General features: G+C 63.7%; 13 protein-coding genes. 8 read left to right on the top strand and 5 right to left on the bottom strand.

Translation table 11 applies throughout. The features are described 5' to 3' along the window. Positions 1–28 precede the first annotated feature (28 nt). From BST13_RS03510 to BST13_RS03525, 4 genes are all read left to right on the top strand, one after another. Complete coding sequence (locus BST13_RS03510; protein ID WP_083160640.1) at positions 29–964, top strand: alpha/beta hydrolase; 936 nt, start codon at positions 29–31, stop codon at positions 962–964. Further along, positions 961–1689 (top strand): SDR family NAD(P)-dependent oxidoreductase, encoded by a 729-nt coding sequence (locus tag BST13_RS03515; protein ID WP_083160642.1) that lies wholly within the window; start codon positions 961–963, stop codon positions 1687–1689. Before BST13_RS03510 ends, BST13_RS03515 begins: the two co-directional genes overlap by 4 nt. A gap of 117 nt (positions 1690–1806) precedes the next feature. Continuing rightward, on the top strand, positions 1807–3276 hold the full coding sequence (locus BST13_RS03520; RefSeq protein ID WP_083160644.1) for a flavin-containing monooxygenase: 1470 nt from the start codon (positions 1807–1809) through the stop codon (positions 3274–3276). A 31-nt stretch (positions 3277–3307) separates the two neighbouring features. Further along, positions 3308–4048, top strand: coding sequence for a gamma-glutamyl-gamma-aminobutyrate hydrolase family protein (locus BST13_RS03525; RefSeq protein WP_142282718.1), 741 nt, complete (start codon positions 3308–3310; stop codon positions 4046–4048). Positions 4049–4148: 100 nt separating this feature from the next. On the opposite strand, the gene BST13_RS03530 is transcribed toward BST13_RS03525, so the two are convergent. Then, positions 4149–5237: an LLM class flavin-dependent oxidoreductase gene (locus tag BST13_RS03530; protein ID WP_083160648.1), complete on the bottom strand. Its 1089-nt coding sequence runs from the start codon at positions 5235–5237 to the stop codon at positions 4149–4151. Beyond that, entirely contained in the window at positions 5234–5779 is a 546-nt protein-coding gene (locus tag BST13_RS03535) for a flavin reductase family protein (protein WP_083160650.1), read from the bottom strand. Before BST13_RS03535 ends, BST13_RS03530 begins: the two co-directional genes overlap by 4 nt. A 304-nt stretch (positions 5780–6083) precedes the next feature. On the opposite strand from BST13_RS03535, the gene BST13_RS03540 reads away from it, so the two are divergent. The 3 genes from BST13_RS03540 to BST13_RS03550 all read left to right on the top strand — a co-directional run bounded on the left by BST13_RS03540 (position 6084) and on the right by BST13_RS03550 (position 9549). Next, positions 6084–6854, top strand: a complete 771-nt coding sequence (locus BST13_RS03540) for an SDR family NAD(P)-dependent oxidoreductase (protein WP_083160652.1) — start codon at positions 6084–6086, stop codon at positions 6852–6854. 60 nt (positions 6855–6914) lie between these two features. After that, the gene (locus BST13_RS03545; RefSeq protein ID WP_083160654.1) at positions 6915–7769 is read left to right on the top strand and encodes a mycofactocin-coupled SDR family oxidoreductase; all 855 of its coding nucleotides are present in this window, start codon (positions 6915–6917) and stop codon (positions 7767–7769) included. A 277-nt stretch (positions 7770–8046) separates the two neighbouring features. After that, complete coding sequence (locus BST13_RS03550; protein ID WP_083160656.1) at positions 8047–9549, top strand: APC family permease; 1503 nt, start codon at positions 8047–8049, stop codon at positions 9547–9549. A 46-nt stretch (positions 9550–9595) separates the two neighbouring features. Here the strand turns inward: BST13_RS03550 and BST13_RS03555 are convergent, their stop codons facing one another. Beyond that, entirely contained in the window at positions 9596–10132 is a 537-nt protein-coding gene (locus BST13_RS03555; RefSeq protein ID WP_142282719.1) for a TetR/AcrR family transcriptional regulator, read from the bottom strand. A 211-nt stretch (positions 10133–10343) separates the two neighbouring features. Here BST13_RS03555 and BST13_RS03560 point away from each other — a divergent pair, with 211 nt between their 5' ends. Further along, complete coding sequence (locus BST13_RS03560; RefSeq protein WP_083160660.1) at positions 10344–11054, top strand: 3,4-dihydroxy-2-butanone-4-phosphate synthase; 711 nt, start codon at positions 10344–10346, stop codon at positions 11052–11054. A gap of 24 nt (positions 11055–11078) precedes the next feature. On the opposite strand, the gene BST13_RS03565 is transcribed toward BST13_RS03560, so the two are convergent. Both BST13_RS03565 and BST13_RS03570 read right to left on the bottom strand, forming a co-directional pair. Continuing rightward, on the bottom strand, positions 11079–14534 hold the full coding sequence (locus BST13_RS03565) for a serine/threonine-protein kinase (protein WP_083160662.1): 3456 nt from the start codon (positions 14532–14534) through the stop codon (positions 11079–11081). Positions 14535–14634: 100 nt separating this feature from the next. Beyond that, on the bottom strand, positions 14635–15300 hold the full coding sequence (locus BST13_RS03570; RefSeq protein WP_083160664.1) for an SDR family oxidoreductase: 666 nt from the start codon (positions 15298–15300) through the stop codon (positions 14635–14637). Positions 15301–15407 lie beyond the last annotated feature (107 nt).

Below are 15407 nucleotides of genomic sequence, written 5' to 3' on the forward strand. Positions count from 1 at the left end.
GAATCAGTCACCACTGCGAGGAGCACGTATGCCCATCGATCCGATCGCCCAGAAGATGATCGACGACGCAAGACAATCGGGGCGGCCCAACGCCCATCTGCTGCCCGTTCCCACGGCGCGGGAGAACTTCGAGAACACGTTCGGCGCACTGGCCAAACCACCGATCCACCGCGCCGTTGACGTCGTCATCCCCACCCGCGACGGACACACCATTCCCGGGCGGTTGTACCTGCCTGCCGAAGACAGTTCAGAACTACCGCTCACTGTGTACTACCACGGCGGCGGCTGGCTGCTCGGCAGCATCGACTCCCACGACGTCGCAACCCGGCTGCTGGCCAACGCCTCGGGCAGCGCCGTGCTGTCGGTCGGCTATCGGCGTGGCCCCGAAGCCAGGTTCCCGACCGCGGTCAACGACGCCATCGACGCGCTGAACTGGGCGAGCGATCCCGCAGCGGGTCTGGGTGTCGATCATCGCCGCGTCGCCGTCGCGGGCGACAGTGCGGGCGGAAACCTGGCCGGCGCGGTGGCGCTGCACGCCCGTGACACCGGCACACCGCTGTGCCATCAACTGCTGGTCTATCCGGTGACCACCACCGACCTCACCATCGGCATGGACCCCGAATACGACGGCGTCATGCTCGAACGCGATGAATTGCAGTGGCATCAGGACAATTACCTGCCGGGCCCGGACGCCATGGGTGACCCGAGGGTCAACATTCTGGGTGCCGATCTCGCCGGATTGCCCGATGCGACAATCATTCTCGCCGAGTGTGATCCGATCCGACCGCAGGGCGAGCGCTACGCGGCGGCGCTCGAAGCCGCCGGCGTGCCGACCCGGGTTCATCTCACCCCTGGCATGGTCCACGGGTTCTTCGGTCTCGACGAGGTCTTTCCCACGGCGACCGAAGCGATGACGTTCGCGGGTGCGCAGCTCGCAGAGGCCCTTACCGGTGTCCGACGATGACCAGGACTGCTCTGGTCACCGGTGCCGGCGGTGGAATCGGGCTGGCGACGGCCGTCCGGCTTGCGGCCGAGGGCATCGACGTCCTTGCGACCGACGTGAAGTCGCGCCCCGCAGAATTGCCGACGTCCGTGCGGTTCGAGAGCTTCGACCTGATCGGTGGCGATCCGAAGTCGCTGCTCGACGCGGTAGGTTCGCCGGCACTGGACTATCTCGTCAACGCGGCCGGGCTCGCGCTGTTCGATCGCGACGGGTCCGTTCTCGACGCGGATGAGTCGGTGTGGGAAGTCACCCTGGGAGTGAACCTGCACGGGTTGCGCCATCTCACCGTCGCGGCGATTCCGTTGCTGCGTAACGGGACCGGACGCAGCATCGTCAATGTGGCGAGCACTGCCGGGATCCGGGGTATGGACTCACCCCTGGATGCCTATCAGGTGAGTAAGGCGGCGGTCGTGTCCCTGAGTCGGAGCCTGGCCTTGCAGCTGGGGCCTGAAGGGATCCGGGTGAACACTGTCTGCCCGGGCGCGATCCTCACGCCGATGATCGAACCGCTGTACGAGGAGAACCCGGCCAGGCGCACCAACATGGAGGATCGCACACCGTTGCGGCGTCTCGGCCTGCCGGTAGACATCGCCAACGCCATCCATTTCCTGCTCTCCGAGCAGGCGTCGTTCATTACTGCCACCGACCTCGTCGTCGACGGCGGCTGGACAGCGCAGATCAAATAATCAGCGGTGGCTCAGCCACTTTCAGCATATTGACAATCTCATTTAAGGTCTAAATACTGGACCTATAGATATTTCTGGAGCGGGCCACCGGCTCGTACATCTCGAAGGAGCATCCCGATGAACGCACACGCACACTCGTCGCCCCGGGTGGCGATCATCGGTGCTGGGTTCAGTGGTATCGCGGCGGCCGTCGCCCTGCGGCGAAAGGGCATCGAGGACTTCGTCATCTTCGAGCAGGCCCCCGCCCTGGGCGGAACCTGGTGGCACAACCGCTATCCCGGCGCCGAGGTCGATCTCGAATCCCACATTTACTCGTTTTCGTTCGAACGCCATGACTGGACCCGCACCCACGCAGACTGGCAGGAGCTGTTGAGCTACCTCGAAGGCGTGGCCGACAAGTGGGACCTGCCGCGACGCATCCTGTTCAACGAGTCGGTTCAGGATGTGGCGTGGTCCGATCATGACCACACCTACACTGTGCGGACTTCATCCGGAGTGGATCACGGCGTGTTCACGGCCGTGATCAGCGCGGTCGGCTTCCTCAACATTCCCGTCGTGCCGCCGTTTGCCCGCGGCGACAACGAGTTCCAGGGCGCGATGTGCCACACGTCGCGGTGGATCGACGGCCTGGACATGACCGGCAAGTCGGTCGCCGTCGTCGGGACGGGGTCCTCCGCGGTCCAGATCGTGAGCGAGGCCGAGAAGTTGGCCTCCGAGGTCAAGATCTTCCAGTTGGAGCCGAACTGGCTGCTGCCCAAGGACAGCCGCGACTTCACGCCCCGTGAACGCCGACTCAACCGCAACCCCCTGGTGTACGCATGGCGGCGCTACCGGCTGTACGTCGGCTACGACCTGCGGCAGATCCGGTCCAGCCATGCCCGCAGCACCGGCAGGCACAACCGGCAGCGCCACGCCAAGTCGCTGGCCTTCCTGCGTCGCGAGCTGGCGGCACGGCCGGACCTCATGGAGCTGGCCACACCGCAATTCGCGTTCGAAGCCCGGCGCACCGTCCTCAGCGACACGTATTACGCTGCGCTGCGCAACCCCAAGGTGACCCTGGTGCCGCACGGCGTCAAGGGCCTCACCCGGACTGGCGCCGTGGATGCCAACGGCGACGAGCACGATCTCGACATCATCGTCATGGCAACAGGGTTCGATGCGGCCAACTATCTCGGCAACTATCAGGTGCACGGCCAGGGTGGCAGAGAACTGCACGAGGGATGGCAAGGTGAGCCCGAGGCGTTCCTGGGCATGATGGTTCCGGGCTTCCCGAACTTCTTCATCATGTACGGCCCCAACACCAACTCGGTGCCTCTGGTGTCGTTCTACGAGGCGCAGGCCGCATTCGCCGCCGGCTTGATCGCGAGGGCCGCGAAGACCGGGAAGACCGTCATCGACGTCCGACGGTCGGCGTTTGTCATCTACAACGACTGGCTTCAGTCCCAACTGGCCAAGACCGTGTGGGCGACCACCACGAGCTACTTCCGGGCGGGGACGGGAAAGATTGTGTCGCAGTGGCCATTAGGAGCGACGCCCTATATATTGGCCACCAAGTTGCTGCGCCGGATCGCCGTCCGGTTGTCATGAATCCCGTCGGACTGCTCTCGGAAGGCCTGTGATGGTCAAACCAGTCATCGCGGTCACGCTCAGCAGTCGAGAGCTGGCCGACATGGTGTTTTGGCGGCGCATGTTCGACGGGTTGCAGGAATGCGGTGCAATTGCGTTCGCGGTGGACTGCGGCACGGCCCCGCTGAACGTTGCGGGACTGCTTGAGCATGTCGACGGACTTCTGGTCAGTGGTGGCGTCGATGTCGATCCGGCCCTGTACGGAGAGGATCCACACGATCCGATGGTGGGACCGACCAATCCCATTCGCGACGACAACGAGATTGCGGCGGTCGAATATGCCTGTCGTGCCGGTTTTCCCGCGCTTGCCATCTGCCGCGGTGCGCAGCTGGTCAACGCCGCGCGGGGCGGCACTTTGTACGTCGATCTGCCGCGCGACCGGCCGTCGGACGTGAGCCATCGACGGACCGAGGAGGAGCTGGCGACCACGGCGCACAATGTGGATGTCGAAGCGGGCAGCCGCCTGGCCGAGTGGCTCGGGGACAGCGGGCGCTTCGCCGTCAACAGCCAGCATCACCAGGGCATCCGCACCTTGGCGCCGGGCCTCGTTGCCACGGCGTTCGCCGATGACGGGCTCATCGAAGCGTATGAGGCGACAGAGCAGCCTCTTTCGGCCATCCAGTGGCACCCAGAGATCGACTGGCCGGACAACAAGGCCTCACGAAGGTTGCTGGAAGGATTTGTCGGTTCGTGCCAGGGCCTGCAGCCATGCCATGCGGCAAGCGCGCGCTGAAAGGTTGTAGATCGAGCAGTGGGCAAGGGTTCTGCGGCAGTTGACCGTCGCAGCCAGATCGGGCCGCATTGGACGGCCCGATCCGGATTAACTGCGGGGATTACTCGCCAGTGAGGTGAGCTAGCGCAGGCCGCACCTTGGAACCCATGAGTTCGAAGCTTCGACGGTAAGTCTCGGGCTCGTCGCAGTACTCGTGGGTGAAGGTGACGAGGCTTCCGAACCCTCCCAGCTTGTTGTACAGGTCTTCGATCTTGCCGATCACGGTGTCGGGTGAACCGACGATGAGGAAGTTGTCCACCATCCATTCGATGGAGAGTTCCTCGGGTGGGATGCTGCCGCCGGAAATCAGGTCACCGATGTGGAGCTTGTTGACGAAGGTTGGGATGTTGTACTCACCCCAGAGCTTTCCGAGGGCGCCGTTGTAAACCCGGTCGTACGCTTCGTCGTCGGTCTCGGCGACGAAGTAGTCCCTGCAGATGCGCCAGTCCGCGCGCGATGGGGTCCTTCCCGCATCGATGGCGGCAGCGGAGTAGGTTTCCCAGTGCTGCAGGAGAACAGACTCGTGGACCTGCTGGCTCATCGGTATCGCGCCACGCCGGCCGGCTTCGGAAAGGCTCGGCGAGGTCGGTTGCATCCCCGTGATCATCAGTGGAATCCCATTCTGCTGACGGGGTTTGAGGTGCGGGCCTGCGATGTCCGGGTCGAAGGCGGGCATATCGACGGAGTAGAACTCACCGGTCATGGTGAAGGGCCCCGTTTTGGTCCAGATCGCCTCGATCGTATCGAGCGCCTCGACGAGCATCTTTGGGTTGTTCTTGCCGGTGCCGAACAGTTGAGCGTCACTAGGATAGGCCCCCGGTGCCACGCCCGCGATGTAGCGGCCGTCGGTCATGTGGTCGAGCCACATCATGCGGTGCGCCAGTGAGATCGGATTGTGGTACGGGAGCAGGTGGGCCGCGGCTCCGAGAGTGATGTTCGATGTCAATTGCGATGCCGCAGCGATCATCAGATCGGGTGCCGGCGAGGGCTCGTCGCCCAAGGTGTAGTGCTCGGCGAAGAACGCCTCGTCGAGTCCGTATTCGTCGGCCCACCGGGTTATCTGGAGATCCCAGTCGATGACTTGCCGCGCTGTGCGCCGGCCGGCGGAATAGCCCAGTGCGTAAGGGATGTTGAAAACACCGAATCTCATTGCGCCGGTATCCTTTCGATTTGGTTGCAACAATCGGCGTACAGGCGGGGAAAGCCTGAACGATGAAAGATCAGCGGTGCCGGAGCGGCACCACCGGTGGTAGGGGCGGAAGCCTCTAGGACGCGTGCCACGACGATGATGTGGTCTCCTCCGTCGTATTCGGCCTCGATGCTGCAGTCGACCCATGCGGTCGTTCCGGCCAGCAGTGGGCCACCTAGTGCTGGGTCGGATGTGTAGTCCACGCCGTGAAATTTGTCGGTTGCGGTTTGCGCGAACTGCCGGGCCAGCCCGCCCTGTTCCTCGCTGAGCATATTTACCAGGAAGCGCCTGGTGGTTGCGATCTGTGGCCACGTTGTCGAAGTCTTCGCCACCGAGAGAAGCGCGAGCGGTGGAGTGATCGACAGTGACAGAAATGATTGCAACGTCATCCCGACCGGATCGGATTCGAGTGTGGCAGTGACGATTACCACTCCGGTGGGAAAGTGGCCCAGCACCGTGCGCAGCGTTGACTCGGTGACCGGGGGACGATTGTCTCGTTTCATGGAGATCTCCCGAACGGCGCATCGCGCCTTAATGTGAACATTTGTTCAAGGTTGCCATGAAGCTACCGGAGTGTTGGCGTCCCGTCAACTGTCACTTCGGAAGTCGTTGCGGTCTATGGGCTTAATGCGCCGAGCCGGTTGGGTGGCATGAGTGAAACAGGGGTTGACAGTCGGGGTTGCCGAAGCGACGATGTAGGAGTTCATCACTTGAACAAAAGTTCAAAGTAAGACTGCGTGTCCTGGCCCCCCGGCTCGGTTGGACGTGTGGTGCCGCCAAGGGTATGCATCGGAATGGAGAAGTGTTGTGATTCAAGAGTTCAGCGACAAGATCGTCCTTGTCTCTGGGGCGGCCCGCGGCCAGGGCGCCGCGCACGCCCTGCGGTTCGCTGAAGCGGGTGCCGGTGTTGTGGTCTCCGACATACGTGATGAACTGGGCGAGAGTGTCGTCGAGCAGATTCGCATGAAGGGTGGACAGGCTGTCTACCAACGCCTGGATGTACGTGATGGTGGAGACTGGAATGCTGCGGTTGGACGGGCCGAATGCGAGTTCGGCGGTCTGGACATTCTGGTCAACAATGCCGGCGTGGTCGCTTGCGAACCCGTCGACACGTGCACCGATGACACTTGGCAGACCGTCATGCAGACCAACGCCACGGGCGTGTTCCAAGGTATGCGCGCCGCAGTACCCGCGATGCGGCGCCGCGGTGGAGGCGCGATCGTGAACACGGCCTCGATGATGGGGCTCGTAGGATCGTGGGGGTATGCCGCCTACATCGCGAGCAAGTTTGCCGTTGTCGGGCTGACGAAGTCGGCTGCATTGACCTACGCGGCTGACAACATTCGGGTGAACGCTGTCGCTCCGGGATGTGTGGACACGCCCATGCTCGATGAAGAAAAGAAGCTCATGGCCGCGAATCCCTATTGGGACTTTGATGAATGGGTTGCCACTCAACCTATTTCGACAATCGCTCAGCCCGAAGAGGTCAGCGAGCTGGTGTTGTTCCTCGCCTCAGGACGCGCTAGGTACTGCACCGGCGGCGTCTACCCCATCGATGGCGGGTCGACCGCGGGATAAATGTGCCCGGCTGATGCCGGCGCAACTGCGCACCGAAACTTGTGGAAGGGAATTCTGAATATGGGCATGCTGGATGGTCAGGTGGTGTTCGTCACCGGCGGCGGGCGAGGACAGGGCAGGGCGCACGCCATCGCCTCGGCACGTGAAGGTGCCGACGTTGCACTGTTCGACTGCGTACACGACATCGATACTGTCGGATACCCTCTGGCACGTCGCCAGGATCTGGACGAGACAGCGTCTTTGGTGGAATCCGCGGGGCGCCGGGCGCTGCGGTACGTGGGCGACGTCCGGTCGCAAGCTGACCTGAACCAGGCGGTGGAGAAGACGATCTCCGCGTTCGGCCATCTCGACGCGTTGGTCGCGAACGCGGGGATCTGGGCCACGGGGCCTTTCTGGGAGCTGTCCGACGACCAGTGGTCGGACATGATCGACATCTGTCTGACCGGGGTGTGGCGTTCAGCTAAAGCCGTTGCCCCGCACATGATCGACCGGCAGAAGGGCTCGATCGTGATGACGTCTTCGGTCGACGGTCTTGAGCCCGGCGGCATCTATGCGCACTACACGGCGGCCAAGCACGGGGTGCTGGGATTGATGAAGAGCGTGGCGCTGGAGTTGGCACCCCACGGACCCCGGTGCAACAGCGTGAACCCTGGAGCGGTGGACACGCCGATGCTCGACAATCAGCCCGGTTACGACCTCATCTCGGGACATCCAGGTGGCACGCGTGACGATCTCGTCGAGGGCGGGCATCGCTTCAACGTCTTGAAGAATACGGCGCTGCTTGACCCGATGGACATCGCTAACGCTGCTGTCTTCCTGAACTCGGAACTGGCCGCCCGGGTCACCGGCACGACCCTTCTGGTCGATGCAGGGCACATGCTGCTCACCGGCTACAACCACAATCCTGTGCGCTGACGACACCCTTTCGCGGCTCTCGGGGGTGAGGCAACATCACGCGGATCCAATATCTGCGTGGTGCGTCAAAGATGTTTGTACAAAGTCGATTACCGATCAGCAATAGCTGATTTGGTCTGCGGGGTGGCATGGTCGATCAGCCGAGCGTGCCATCACGCTCTCACCTTCTCGTGTGTGCCACCGCTGACACATCCAACCCAAATAGGCATTGACGTAGGTCACACCGAAGCCTATATTCCCCAAGTATTGAACTTTTGTTCAAAGTGACATTCACCGCATGCCAGCCCGTGAAGGAGACTGCATCGATATGACCACTACTCAAGATCCGGCGGACGGGACGAGTACTGCGCCCCAGCAGCTGGTCGGGCACCTTACGGTCACCAAGCTCATCCTCACCGTTCTGGCGATGTCGGCTCCGTTGGGCGCAGTCGCAGGCATTGTGCCGCTGGTGATTGCGGAAGGCAATGGCGTCGGTGCCCCGATGACCTACGCGCTGATGGGGCTTATCCTGCTGATGTTCGCAGTGGGGTTCACCACCATGGCGCGGAACTTTCCCCGGACCGGCGCCTTCTATGCTTACATCACCGGCGGCCTGGGCAAGCCGATAGGCTTGCCGGCGGCCTTTCTGGCGCAGTTGGGCTATCTGACGTTGCTGGTCGGAACCTATGCGTTCTTCGGTGACTCGGTAAAGGTCTTGCTGGTTTCGCTTTTTGGACAGGCCTTCGCGCCATGGTGGGTGTGGGCGATCGTCCTGTGGCTGGCGGTGTCCGCACTCGGCCATTTCAATGTCGAACTATCCGGCAAAATCCTGAGCTTCCTGATGGTCATCGAAGTGCTCATCGTTCTGGTGTTCAACGTGTGCGTAGCGACAACCGGTGGGCCGCAAGGGTTTCAGTTCGAGTCGTTCACGCCCTCGGCATTCAGCTCGGGATCGGTCGGCGTGGGTATCCTGTTCGCCAGTGCGACGTTCCTCGGCTTCGAGGGAACGGCGATCTATCGGGCCGAGGTCAAGGACCCGGCGAGGACGGTGCCTCGCGCAACTTACCTGGCGATCATCTTGATCGGCCTGTTCTACGTGTTCTCGTCATGGGCGCTGGTGACGTTCTACGGTGTGAACGGCGCGGTGGACGCCGCCAAGGCCGATTCGACCGGAATGTTCGCCGCCGGCCTACGGTTCTACGCCGGCAATGTTGTTGCCGAGATCATGACCTGCATGGTGGTCACAAGCTTGTTCGCGGCGACGTTGGCGGCTCATAATCCGTTGGCGCGCTATACGTTTGCGCTGGCTCGCGACGGAGTTCTGCCTTCGTTCCTCGGACGGGTGGACGCCAACCACGGATCGCCGTCGACGGCGTCGGCGACAGTATCGACGATCGCCCTCCTGCTGACGCTGCCGTTTGTGTTTGTTGATGTCGACGCGGTCACGTTCTACTCATGGATGTTCGGCATCGGCACTTACGCGATCCTGGTCTTGATGGCGACAACATGTCTGGCGGTCCTGGTCTATTTCCGGCGCATTCCTCATCAGGAGCGAGCCTGGAATACGCTCATCGCACCCGGCCTGGGGTTGGTCGGGATGATCGCGATGCTGTCGATCAGCAGCTATTACTTCCCCTTGCTGGTGGGCGGCAACTTCGCGGTGGGGCTGGGTCTGCAGCTGTTCATCCTCGCGTTGGCAGTGTTCGGGTGTGTCCTCGCTCTGGTATGGCGGCGCACCCGGCCCGAGGTCTACCGCCGCATCGGCGGTGAACCCGAGACCCCGGAGGACGCCCATGCATGAGACGTCGAACAGCCGGGCTAGTGAGTGCATCGAGAATGTGCCTGTGTCAGGTGGTTTTCGGCGATTGTTTCTGCGTGGCGCGGCGTCGCGGCGCCTTGGCCTTCTCCTGGCTGAGCACAAGACGGATGAACGGTTCGGCATCCTCTGCGGATTGCAGGGAACCGCCCATGATGAGCTGAACGCCTACCCCTTCCCAGGCCGCTTCGAGACGCTGCGCGGTTTCGGTGCTGTACAGCCGTGCCAACTCGGCGCGGGTCGACACCGACCAGTTCTCTACCAGGCGGTGATACGCGGGATCCCGCACCGAATGGGCGTAGATCTCGAACAGCAGAATTCTGTCGCGCTTGTCGCCGTACATGACGTCTATCAGGTTGAGCACAGCGGCCACCAGTGTGTCTTCGTCGACGGCCGCTTGAAATGGCGGCATGAACCGGTCGGTCTGACTCTGCACCCACGCCGCAAACGCCTCGAACATCAGCTCATCGATGTTCTCGTAGTGATAGCTCGCAGAGCCGAGCGCTACCGACGCCACCGAGGCCACCCGGCGGTGAGTGACCCCTTTGACGCCGTACTCACTTGCCACGGTGAGAGCCGCTTGACGCAACGCCGCTCTCGTGGGTTCCGATCGCTGACCGGCTCGAGGCACGTCCCTCCCCTCCCCGCCACGCGATTTCAACAGCTGTTCAGACAACACGGTACCAGTCCGAGATCAGCGGTCTTGACGTCGGCCGGGAGCTGATGTGTTGCATCAGAGACCATCTCGTCATGTCCCAGCCGGTAGGAACGACCAGATCATGGCCACCTCGGTCGATGACATCGATGAACTCGCCCCGGTGCGCGTCCAGCGCTTCGCGAAAGGCTTCGAGGGCGTGCTGACGCGATACCTCGACGGCGAGATCGTGGTCGTCGGACACGGAACATCGTGTGCTCTGACGCTCAATGCCCGTGTCGCGTCGGTGTCGGCGACGGCGGCGATGATCCGGCACGGGTCTGGCCTGATTTTCGTTGCCATGCAACAGAGCCGGCTCGCCGAGCTGAGGATCCCGCCGATGCCCACGGATGTGGCATCGCGATGTTCAGGCTGTCATGTCGCGATAGATGCTTCCGATGGGATAGGGACGGGCATCTCCGCACGTGATCGCGGTGAGACACTGCGACGGCTCGCGAACGGCGAGAGTGTGCCGGAGGACTTCCGGCGACCCGGGCATGTCATTCCCGTCGCAGGTGATCTGGTGGTCGGCGGTGCTGCGGCCACTCCGCAGATTGTGCTCATGTTGGCTTCGTTGGCCGAAGGTGCATCGGGTGTCGGCGCTTTCACGACCCTGATGTCGGTCGAGCATCCTTGCGAGGTGGCGACCCCTTCGGAGGGGGCAGATATCGCTTCTCGCCTCGGGTATCACTATGTCGACGGCCATGTGGTGAGAAAAGCGTTCTACGGCTACAGCTGGCCGAGTAGACCGGCCTGCGGTTTGTCGAGTCGAACGCGTGGCCCGATTGTCGGCTGACTGTTTTCGGGTTGTCGCACAGCCTCACACCCGTTGCGGTGCCGCAGCGTTGAGCGCCTGGTCGAGGAAATCGGCGGGTACCTCAGGCCATGCCGGATTCCATTGACCTGCCTGCTGATCGGAACGCAGCGCCGCCAGGGTGGCCACCACGTGAGGGCCGCCGTCGACCAGGTAACGCAGCATCCGTAGCTGCGCGCATTGTGCTGCCACCGTTACGACCATCGCCTTGGCATCGGCGGTCCGCCCGTCGGCCGCAAGGCAGGCACCCAGCAGGCGCCGGGCCCGCAGCATCGCCTGCGGCCGGTTCAGCGGAGCCAGCCTGTCCACCCATTCGCGGGCCCAGCGACAGGCGAGTTCCCGCTGTGCCGGATCGGCGCCGGCGATGAGCGTGCGGATCGCCGAGGCCTCTTCGAACTGCACGGCGATCTCATCCATCGCATCGACGGGTTCGCGACGAGCGTCGTAGGACGTCACGGGCATGGGGCCGAACTCCGGATGCGGGGGCAGCCCGAGCCGGATGCGCTCATGTTCGGCCAGCGCACGAAGCCGGTTGAGGGACAGTGCCCGTGCGACGCGGGTGGCCTCGTCGAGTCGTTGGGCGGCCGCGAGCCGGTCGCCCTGAAGGGCCTTGATCCGCGCGTTGATCACGTAGCGGGAAATCTTGAAGTCGACCGAACCACCTTCCGGTCCCAACTTGTAGCTTTCGTCGAGCAGGCGCGTCGCCTCATCGAGATCGCCTCGCTCATAGAGCAATTCGCCGAGCAGCGAACTGGCCAGCCGGGCGGTGTAGGAATGGATGCCGCCCGATCGCTTGGCGATTCGCAGCGCTCCGCGGAAGAACGCTTCGGCTGCGGTGTTGTCGAGCATCAGGTGATGTGCCATTCCGGTGAAGCACAGGCCGTTGACGATGGTGAACGCGTCGCCGCTGCGCGCGTAGAACGGCGCCGCCCAGTCCTGGATCCGATTGACCTCGTCGAGGTCGTAACGGTACGCGGCGGCGAAGGTCGCCACGTTGGCTGCCGACGCGACGCTGAACGGGCGCAGGCGATCCCGGCGTCGAATCGCCGCCGCGATGTGCTCGTCGATCCCGGCGAGCCGGTCGGCGCGCAGATCCACCACACCGCGCACAACACCGGCATCGGCTTGCACGTCGGCGATCTCCTCGGCGGACAGCCCGGAGTCCTGCAGCGTCGTATCCACCAGTGCGAGAGCCTGTTCGGCCGTCGGGATCCGGTGTAGCACGATGTTGGCCCAGGCCAAGGCAAGCTGCAGGCGGGGGTGCGACTGCACGGCTGCAGCGGGCAGCTTGCCCGCCAGCCCGATCAGAGTGGCCATCTGGCAGTTGGCGACGAAAGAGAGGCCGTCCTGCTCGACGAGGGTTACGGCGCGCTGCTCATCACCGGCGGCCAGCGCATGGTCGACCGCCTCGCTGATCAGCAGATGCTCGGCGAACCATTCCGAGGCTGCCCGGTGCAGCCGGATCACCCGTTGCGGGTCGCGACTGAGCCGGTGCTGCAGAAAGTCCAGGAACAATTGGTGGTAGCGGAACCACTGGTCGTCGATCCGGCGGAGGAACAGGTCGCGTTCCTCGATCTGCTCGAGTATCGCGAGCCCGTCGGGTACCCCGGTCAGTGCGGATGCCAGGTCCCCGCAGATCCGTTCGGTGATCGAGGTGGCCAGCAGGAAGTCGAGGATGGACGGTTCCAGGGTGTCGAGCACGTTCTCGGCGAGGAACTCGCTGATCATGTGATGCCGACCGGTCATCGTGCCGATGAGTTCGACCGGGTCGTCGCGGTCGCGCAGTGACAGCGAGGCCAGCTGCAGGGCCGCCACCCAGCCGTCGGTCTTGGCGGTGAGCTCTTCGACATCGACCGGGTCGAGGTCGAGGCCCCCGAGGTCCACCAGCAGATTCTCGGATTCGGAAACATCGAAACGCAGTGCGGTGGCGTCGATTTCGACGAGTTCGTCCTGCATTCTCATCCGGCTCATCGGCACCCCGCTCTGGCTGCGGCTGGTGATCACGATGGTCATGCCGGACGCGACGTTGTCGATGAGGTAGCGCAGCGCCCCGATGGTCGCGGGGTCGGTGACCCGCTGCCAGTCGTCGATCACCAGGGTCATGCGGGTGTCGCTTTGGTGGATCTCGTTGATCAGTGATGTCAGCACGTAGCGTTCGGCCTCGTCTCCATGTTCCTCGAGTACCTCACCGAGATCGGCTGCCAGCTCCGGCGTTACCGCGCGGATTGCCTCGATGAGATGGGACAGGAACCAGACCACGTTGTTGTCGTCGTGGTCGACGGTCAGCCACGCCACGGCGGCCCCTTCGGACTTCAGCAGCTGGGCCCATTGAGCGGCCAATGTGCTCTTCCCGAAGCCCGTCGGCCCGTGGATCACCGTGAGCTTCTTGTCCCGTTGGGCGCGCAGCACCTCGATCAGGCGGCCCCGTTCGACGAGCGTCTTTGTGGACATGGGCAGCCTGAACCGGGTGGCCGGGGCGGGCGGTGTCAGTGTGCGTACCCGCTGCCCGCTGAACGGTGTGCGCGGAGACGCCGACGGCTCGAACCGATTGGTCGGTGCCGCGACGGGGACGGCCATGTCGTCGACCGGCAGACCGTGGCGGCGTTGCAGCTCACGCAGCTGTTCGCCGAATGCCGCCGCAGTCGCCGGGCGGTCTTTGGTGTTACGCGACATCGCGCGTTCGATGGTCGTGCACATGTCGGCGGGCAACTCCGAATCCCGCAGGTTCGGCATCGGTTGCCTGGTGATCCGGAGGAACTGCGCCACCATCTGCTCGCCTTCGCGACGCTCGAACACCGCGTGACCGGTCGCCGCACTGAACAAGGTGGACGCAAGGCTGTAGACGTCGGAGGTGACGTCGGGTGGCTGCCCGAGCAACACTTCGGGCGCCGTGTAGGCGGGCGATCCGGTGACGGCACCGTCGGCGGTCTCGAATCCACCGATGATGCGCGCGATGCCGAAATCGGTCAGCTGCGGCTCGCCGTACTCGGTGAGCAGGATGTTCGCCGGCTTGACGTCACGATGCAGGGTGCTGCGCCGGTGCGCGGTCTCCAATGCGCCGGCCAGCTTCACCCCGATGCGCAGGGCTTCCTGCCAGCCGATCGGTCCGGTGTCGTTGATCTTGGCGTTCAGTGACCCGTGCGGGTGGTACTGCATCACGATGTAGGGCCTGCCGCTGGCGGTGGTGCCGACCTGGAAGATGTTGACGATGTTCGGATGACCGGACAGCTTGCCCATCGCGATCTGCTCGCGCATGAACCGTTCGAGATTGTCCGGTTCCAGATCGGTGGTCAGGACCTTCACTGCGACAGTGCGGCCGAGGGCGCGCTGTGTGCAGCGGTACACCATGCCGAACCCGCCACGGCCGATTTCCTCGGGATCCTCGTAACCGGCCGCCGACAGCTCCGCCGGAATCCCGGCGGGCAGATCCCGCTGCGTCGGCAGCGGGTCGTTACGGCCCATCGTTCGCCTCGAAACTCTCATGGCGTCGCGGCAGCATCTCAGCCGCCTTAGAGAGGATATCTCTGGCTTTGCCGGGGGGCGCGGACTCGGGAGAGATCGGTTATGCGGGCTGGCGGGTCAGGTGCTCGGGCCCGCTGACATAGACGATGGCGGGATGACCGGGCGAGGTCGCGGCGTCGGCGACGGCTGCGGCGAAGTCGACTGCTGAGTCGGCGAGCACCTCGCCGGACACCACGGTGAAGTTGATTCCGTGCCGGTCGAATTCCTTGCGCATCGCGTAGAGGGTGGTCTCGCCGGCGCGCTTGCCTGCGGCGATGGATGCGTAGCCTTTCGGCACTGCCTTATAGGGGTAGAAGTGCGCCTGGTGGCTGGTGACGAAGACGATCCGGCCGCCGGCGGGGATCAGGGGCAGGGCGAGCTGCGCGAGACGGCGCTGGGCGTCGCGGTTGAGGTGCATGGCAGGGCCGGGCTCGGTGCAGTACTGCCGTCCACCCGATGCGTTGAGCACCAGCATGTCGAGCCGGCCGAAGCGGGTCCCGATGTCGTCGATCATCGCGGCGACGGCCGTTTCGTCGCAGATATCGGCCGCGGTGGTCGAGGCGTGCCCTCCCGCGCAGCGAATGGCGTCCGCGACGTAGTCGGCGCGTTCGGTGTTCGACCGGTATCCGACCACCACGTGGATGTCAGGGTCAGCGAGTTGGAGAGCGATTTCGGCGCCGATGCCTCGCGATGCACCGGTCACCAGAGCGACCCGTTGGCTGTGCATATGCGGTTCCTTTCCCTGGAAGCGGTGACAAAGCACAAATGCGCTCCGCCGCCATGACAACCGGATGGGTCAACGCTACACCGAAATTAAGAAAAGTAAGAGACTCG

The sequence above is a fragment of the Mycobacterium aquaticum genome, from assembly GCF_002086485.1.
GTDB classification, from domain to species: Bacteria; Actinomycetota; Actinomycetes; order Mycobacteriales; family Mycobacteriaceae; genus Mycobacterium; species Mycobacterium aquaticum.

Bases quoted from the DNA above. Each gene is read 5' to 3' on its own strand.
- BST13_RS03560 (WP_083160660.1), top strand. From the start codon at position 10,344: ATGGCCACCTCGGTCGATGACATCGATGAACTCGCCCCGGTGCGCGTC.
- BST13_RS03565 (WP_083160662.1), bottom strand. From the start codon at position 14,534: ATGGGCCGTAACGACCCGCTGCCGACGCAGCGGGATCTGCCCGCCGGG.
- BST13_RS03525 (WP_142282718.1), top strand. From the start codon at position 3,308: ATGGTCAAACCAGTCATCGCGGTCACGCTCAGCAGTCGAGAGCTGGCC.
- BST13_RS03510 (WP_083160640.1), top strand. From the start codon at position 29: ATGCCCATCGATCCGATCGCCCAGAAGATGATCGACGACGCAAGACAA.
- BST13_RS03530 (WP_083160648.1), bottom strand. From the start codon at position 5,237: ATGAGATTCGGTGTTTTCAACATCCCTTACGCACTGGGCTATTCCGCC.
- BST13_RS03570 (WP_083160664.1), bottom strand. From the start codon at position 15,300: ATGCACAGCCAACGGGTCGCTCTGGTGACCGGTGCATCGCGAGGCATC.
- BST13_RS03520 (WP_083160644.1), top strand. From the start codon at position 1,807: ATGAACGCACACGCACACTCGTCGCCCCGGGTGGCGATCATCGGTGCT.
- BST13_RS03535 (WP_083160650.1), bottom strand. From the start codon at position 5,779: ATGAAACGAGACAATCGTCCCCCGGTCACCGAGTCAACGCTGCGCACG.
- BST13_RS03545 (WP_083160654.1), top strand. From the start codon at position 6,915: ATGGGCATGCTGGATGGTCAGGTGGTGTTCGTCACCGGCGGCGGGCGA.
- BST13_RS03550 (WP_083160656.1), top strand. From the start codon at position 8,047: ATGCCAGCCCGTGAAGGAGACTGCATCGATATGACCACTACTCAAGAT.
- BST13_RS03515 (WP_083160642.1), top strand. From the start codon at position 961: ATGACCAGGACTGCTCTGGTCACCGGTGCCGGCGGTGGAATCGGGCTG.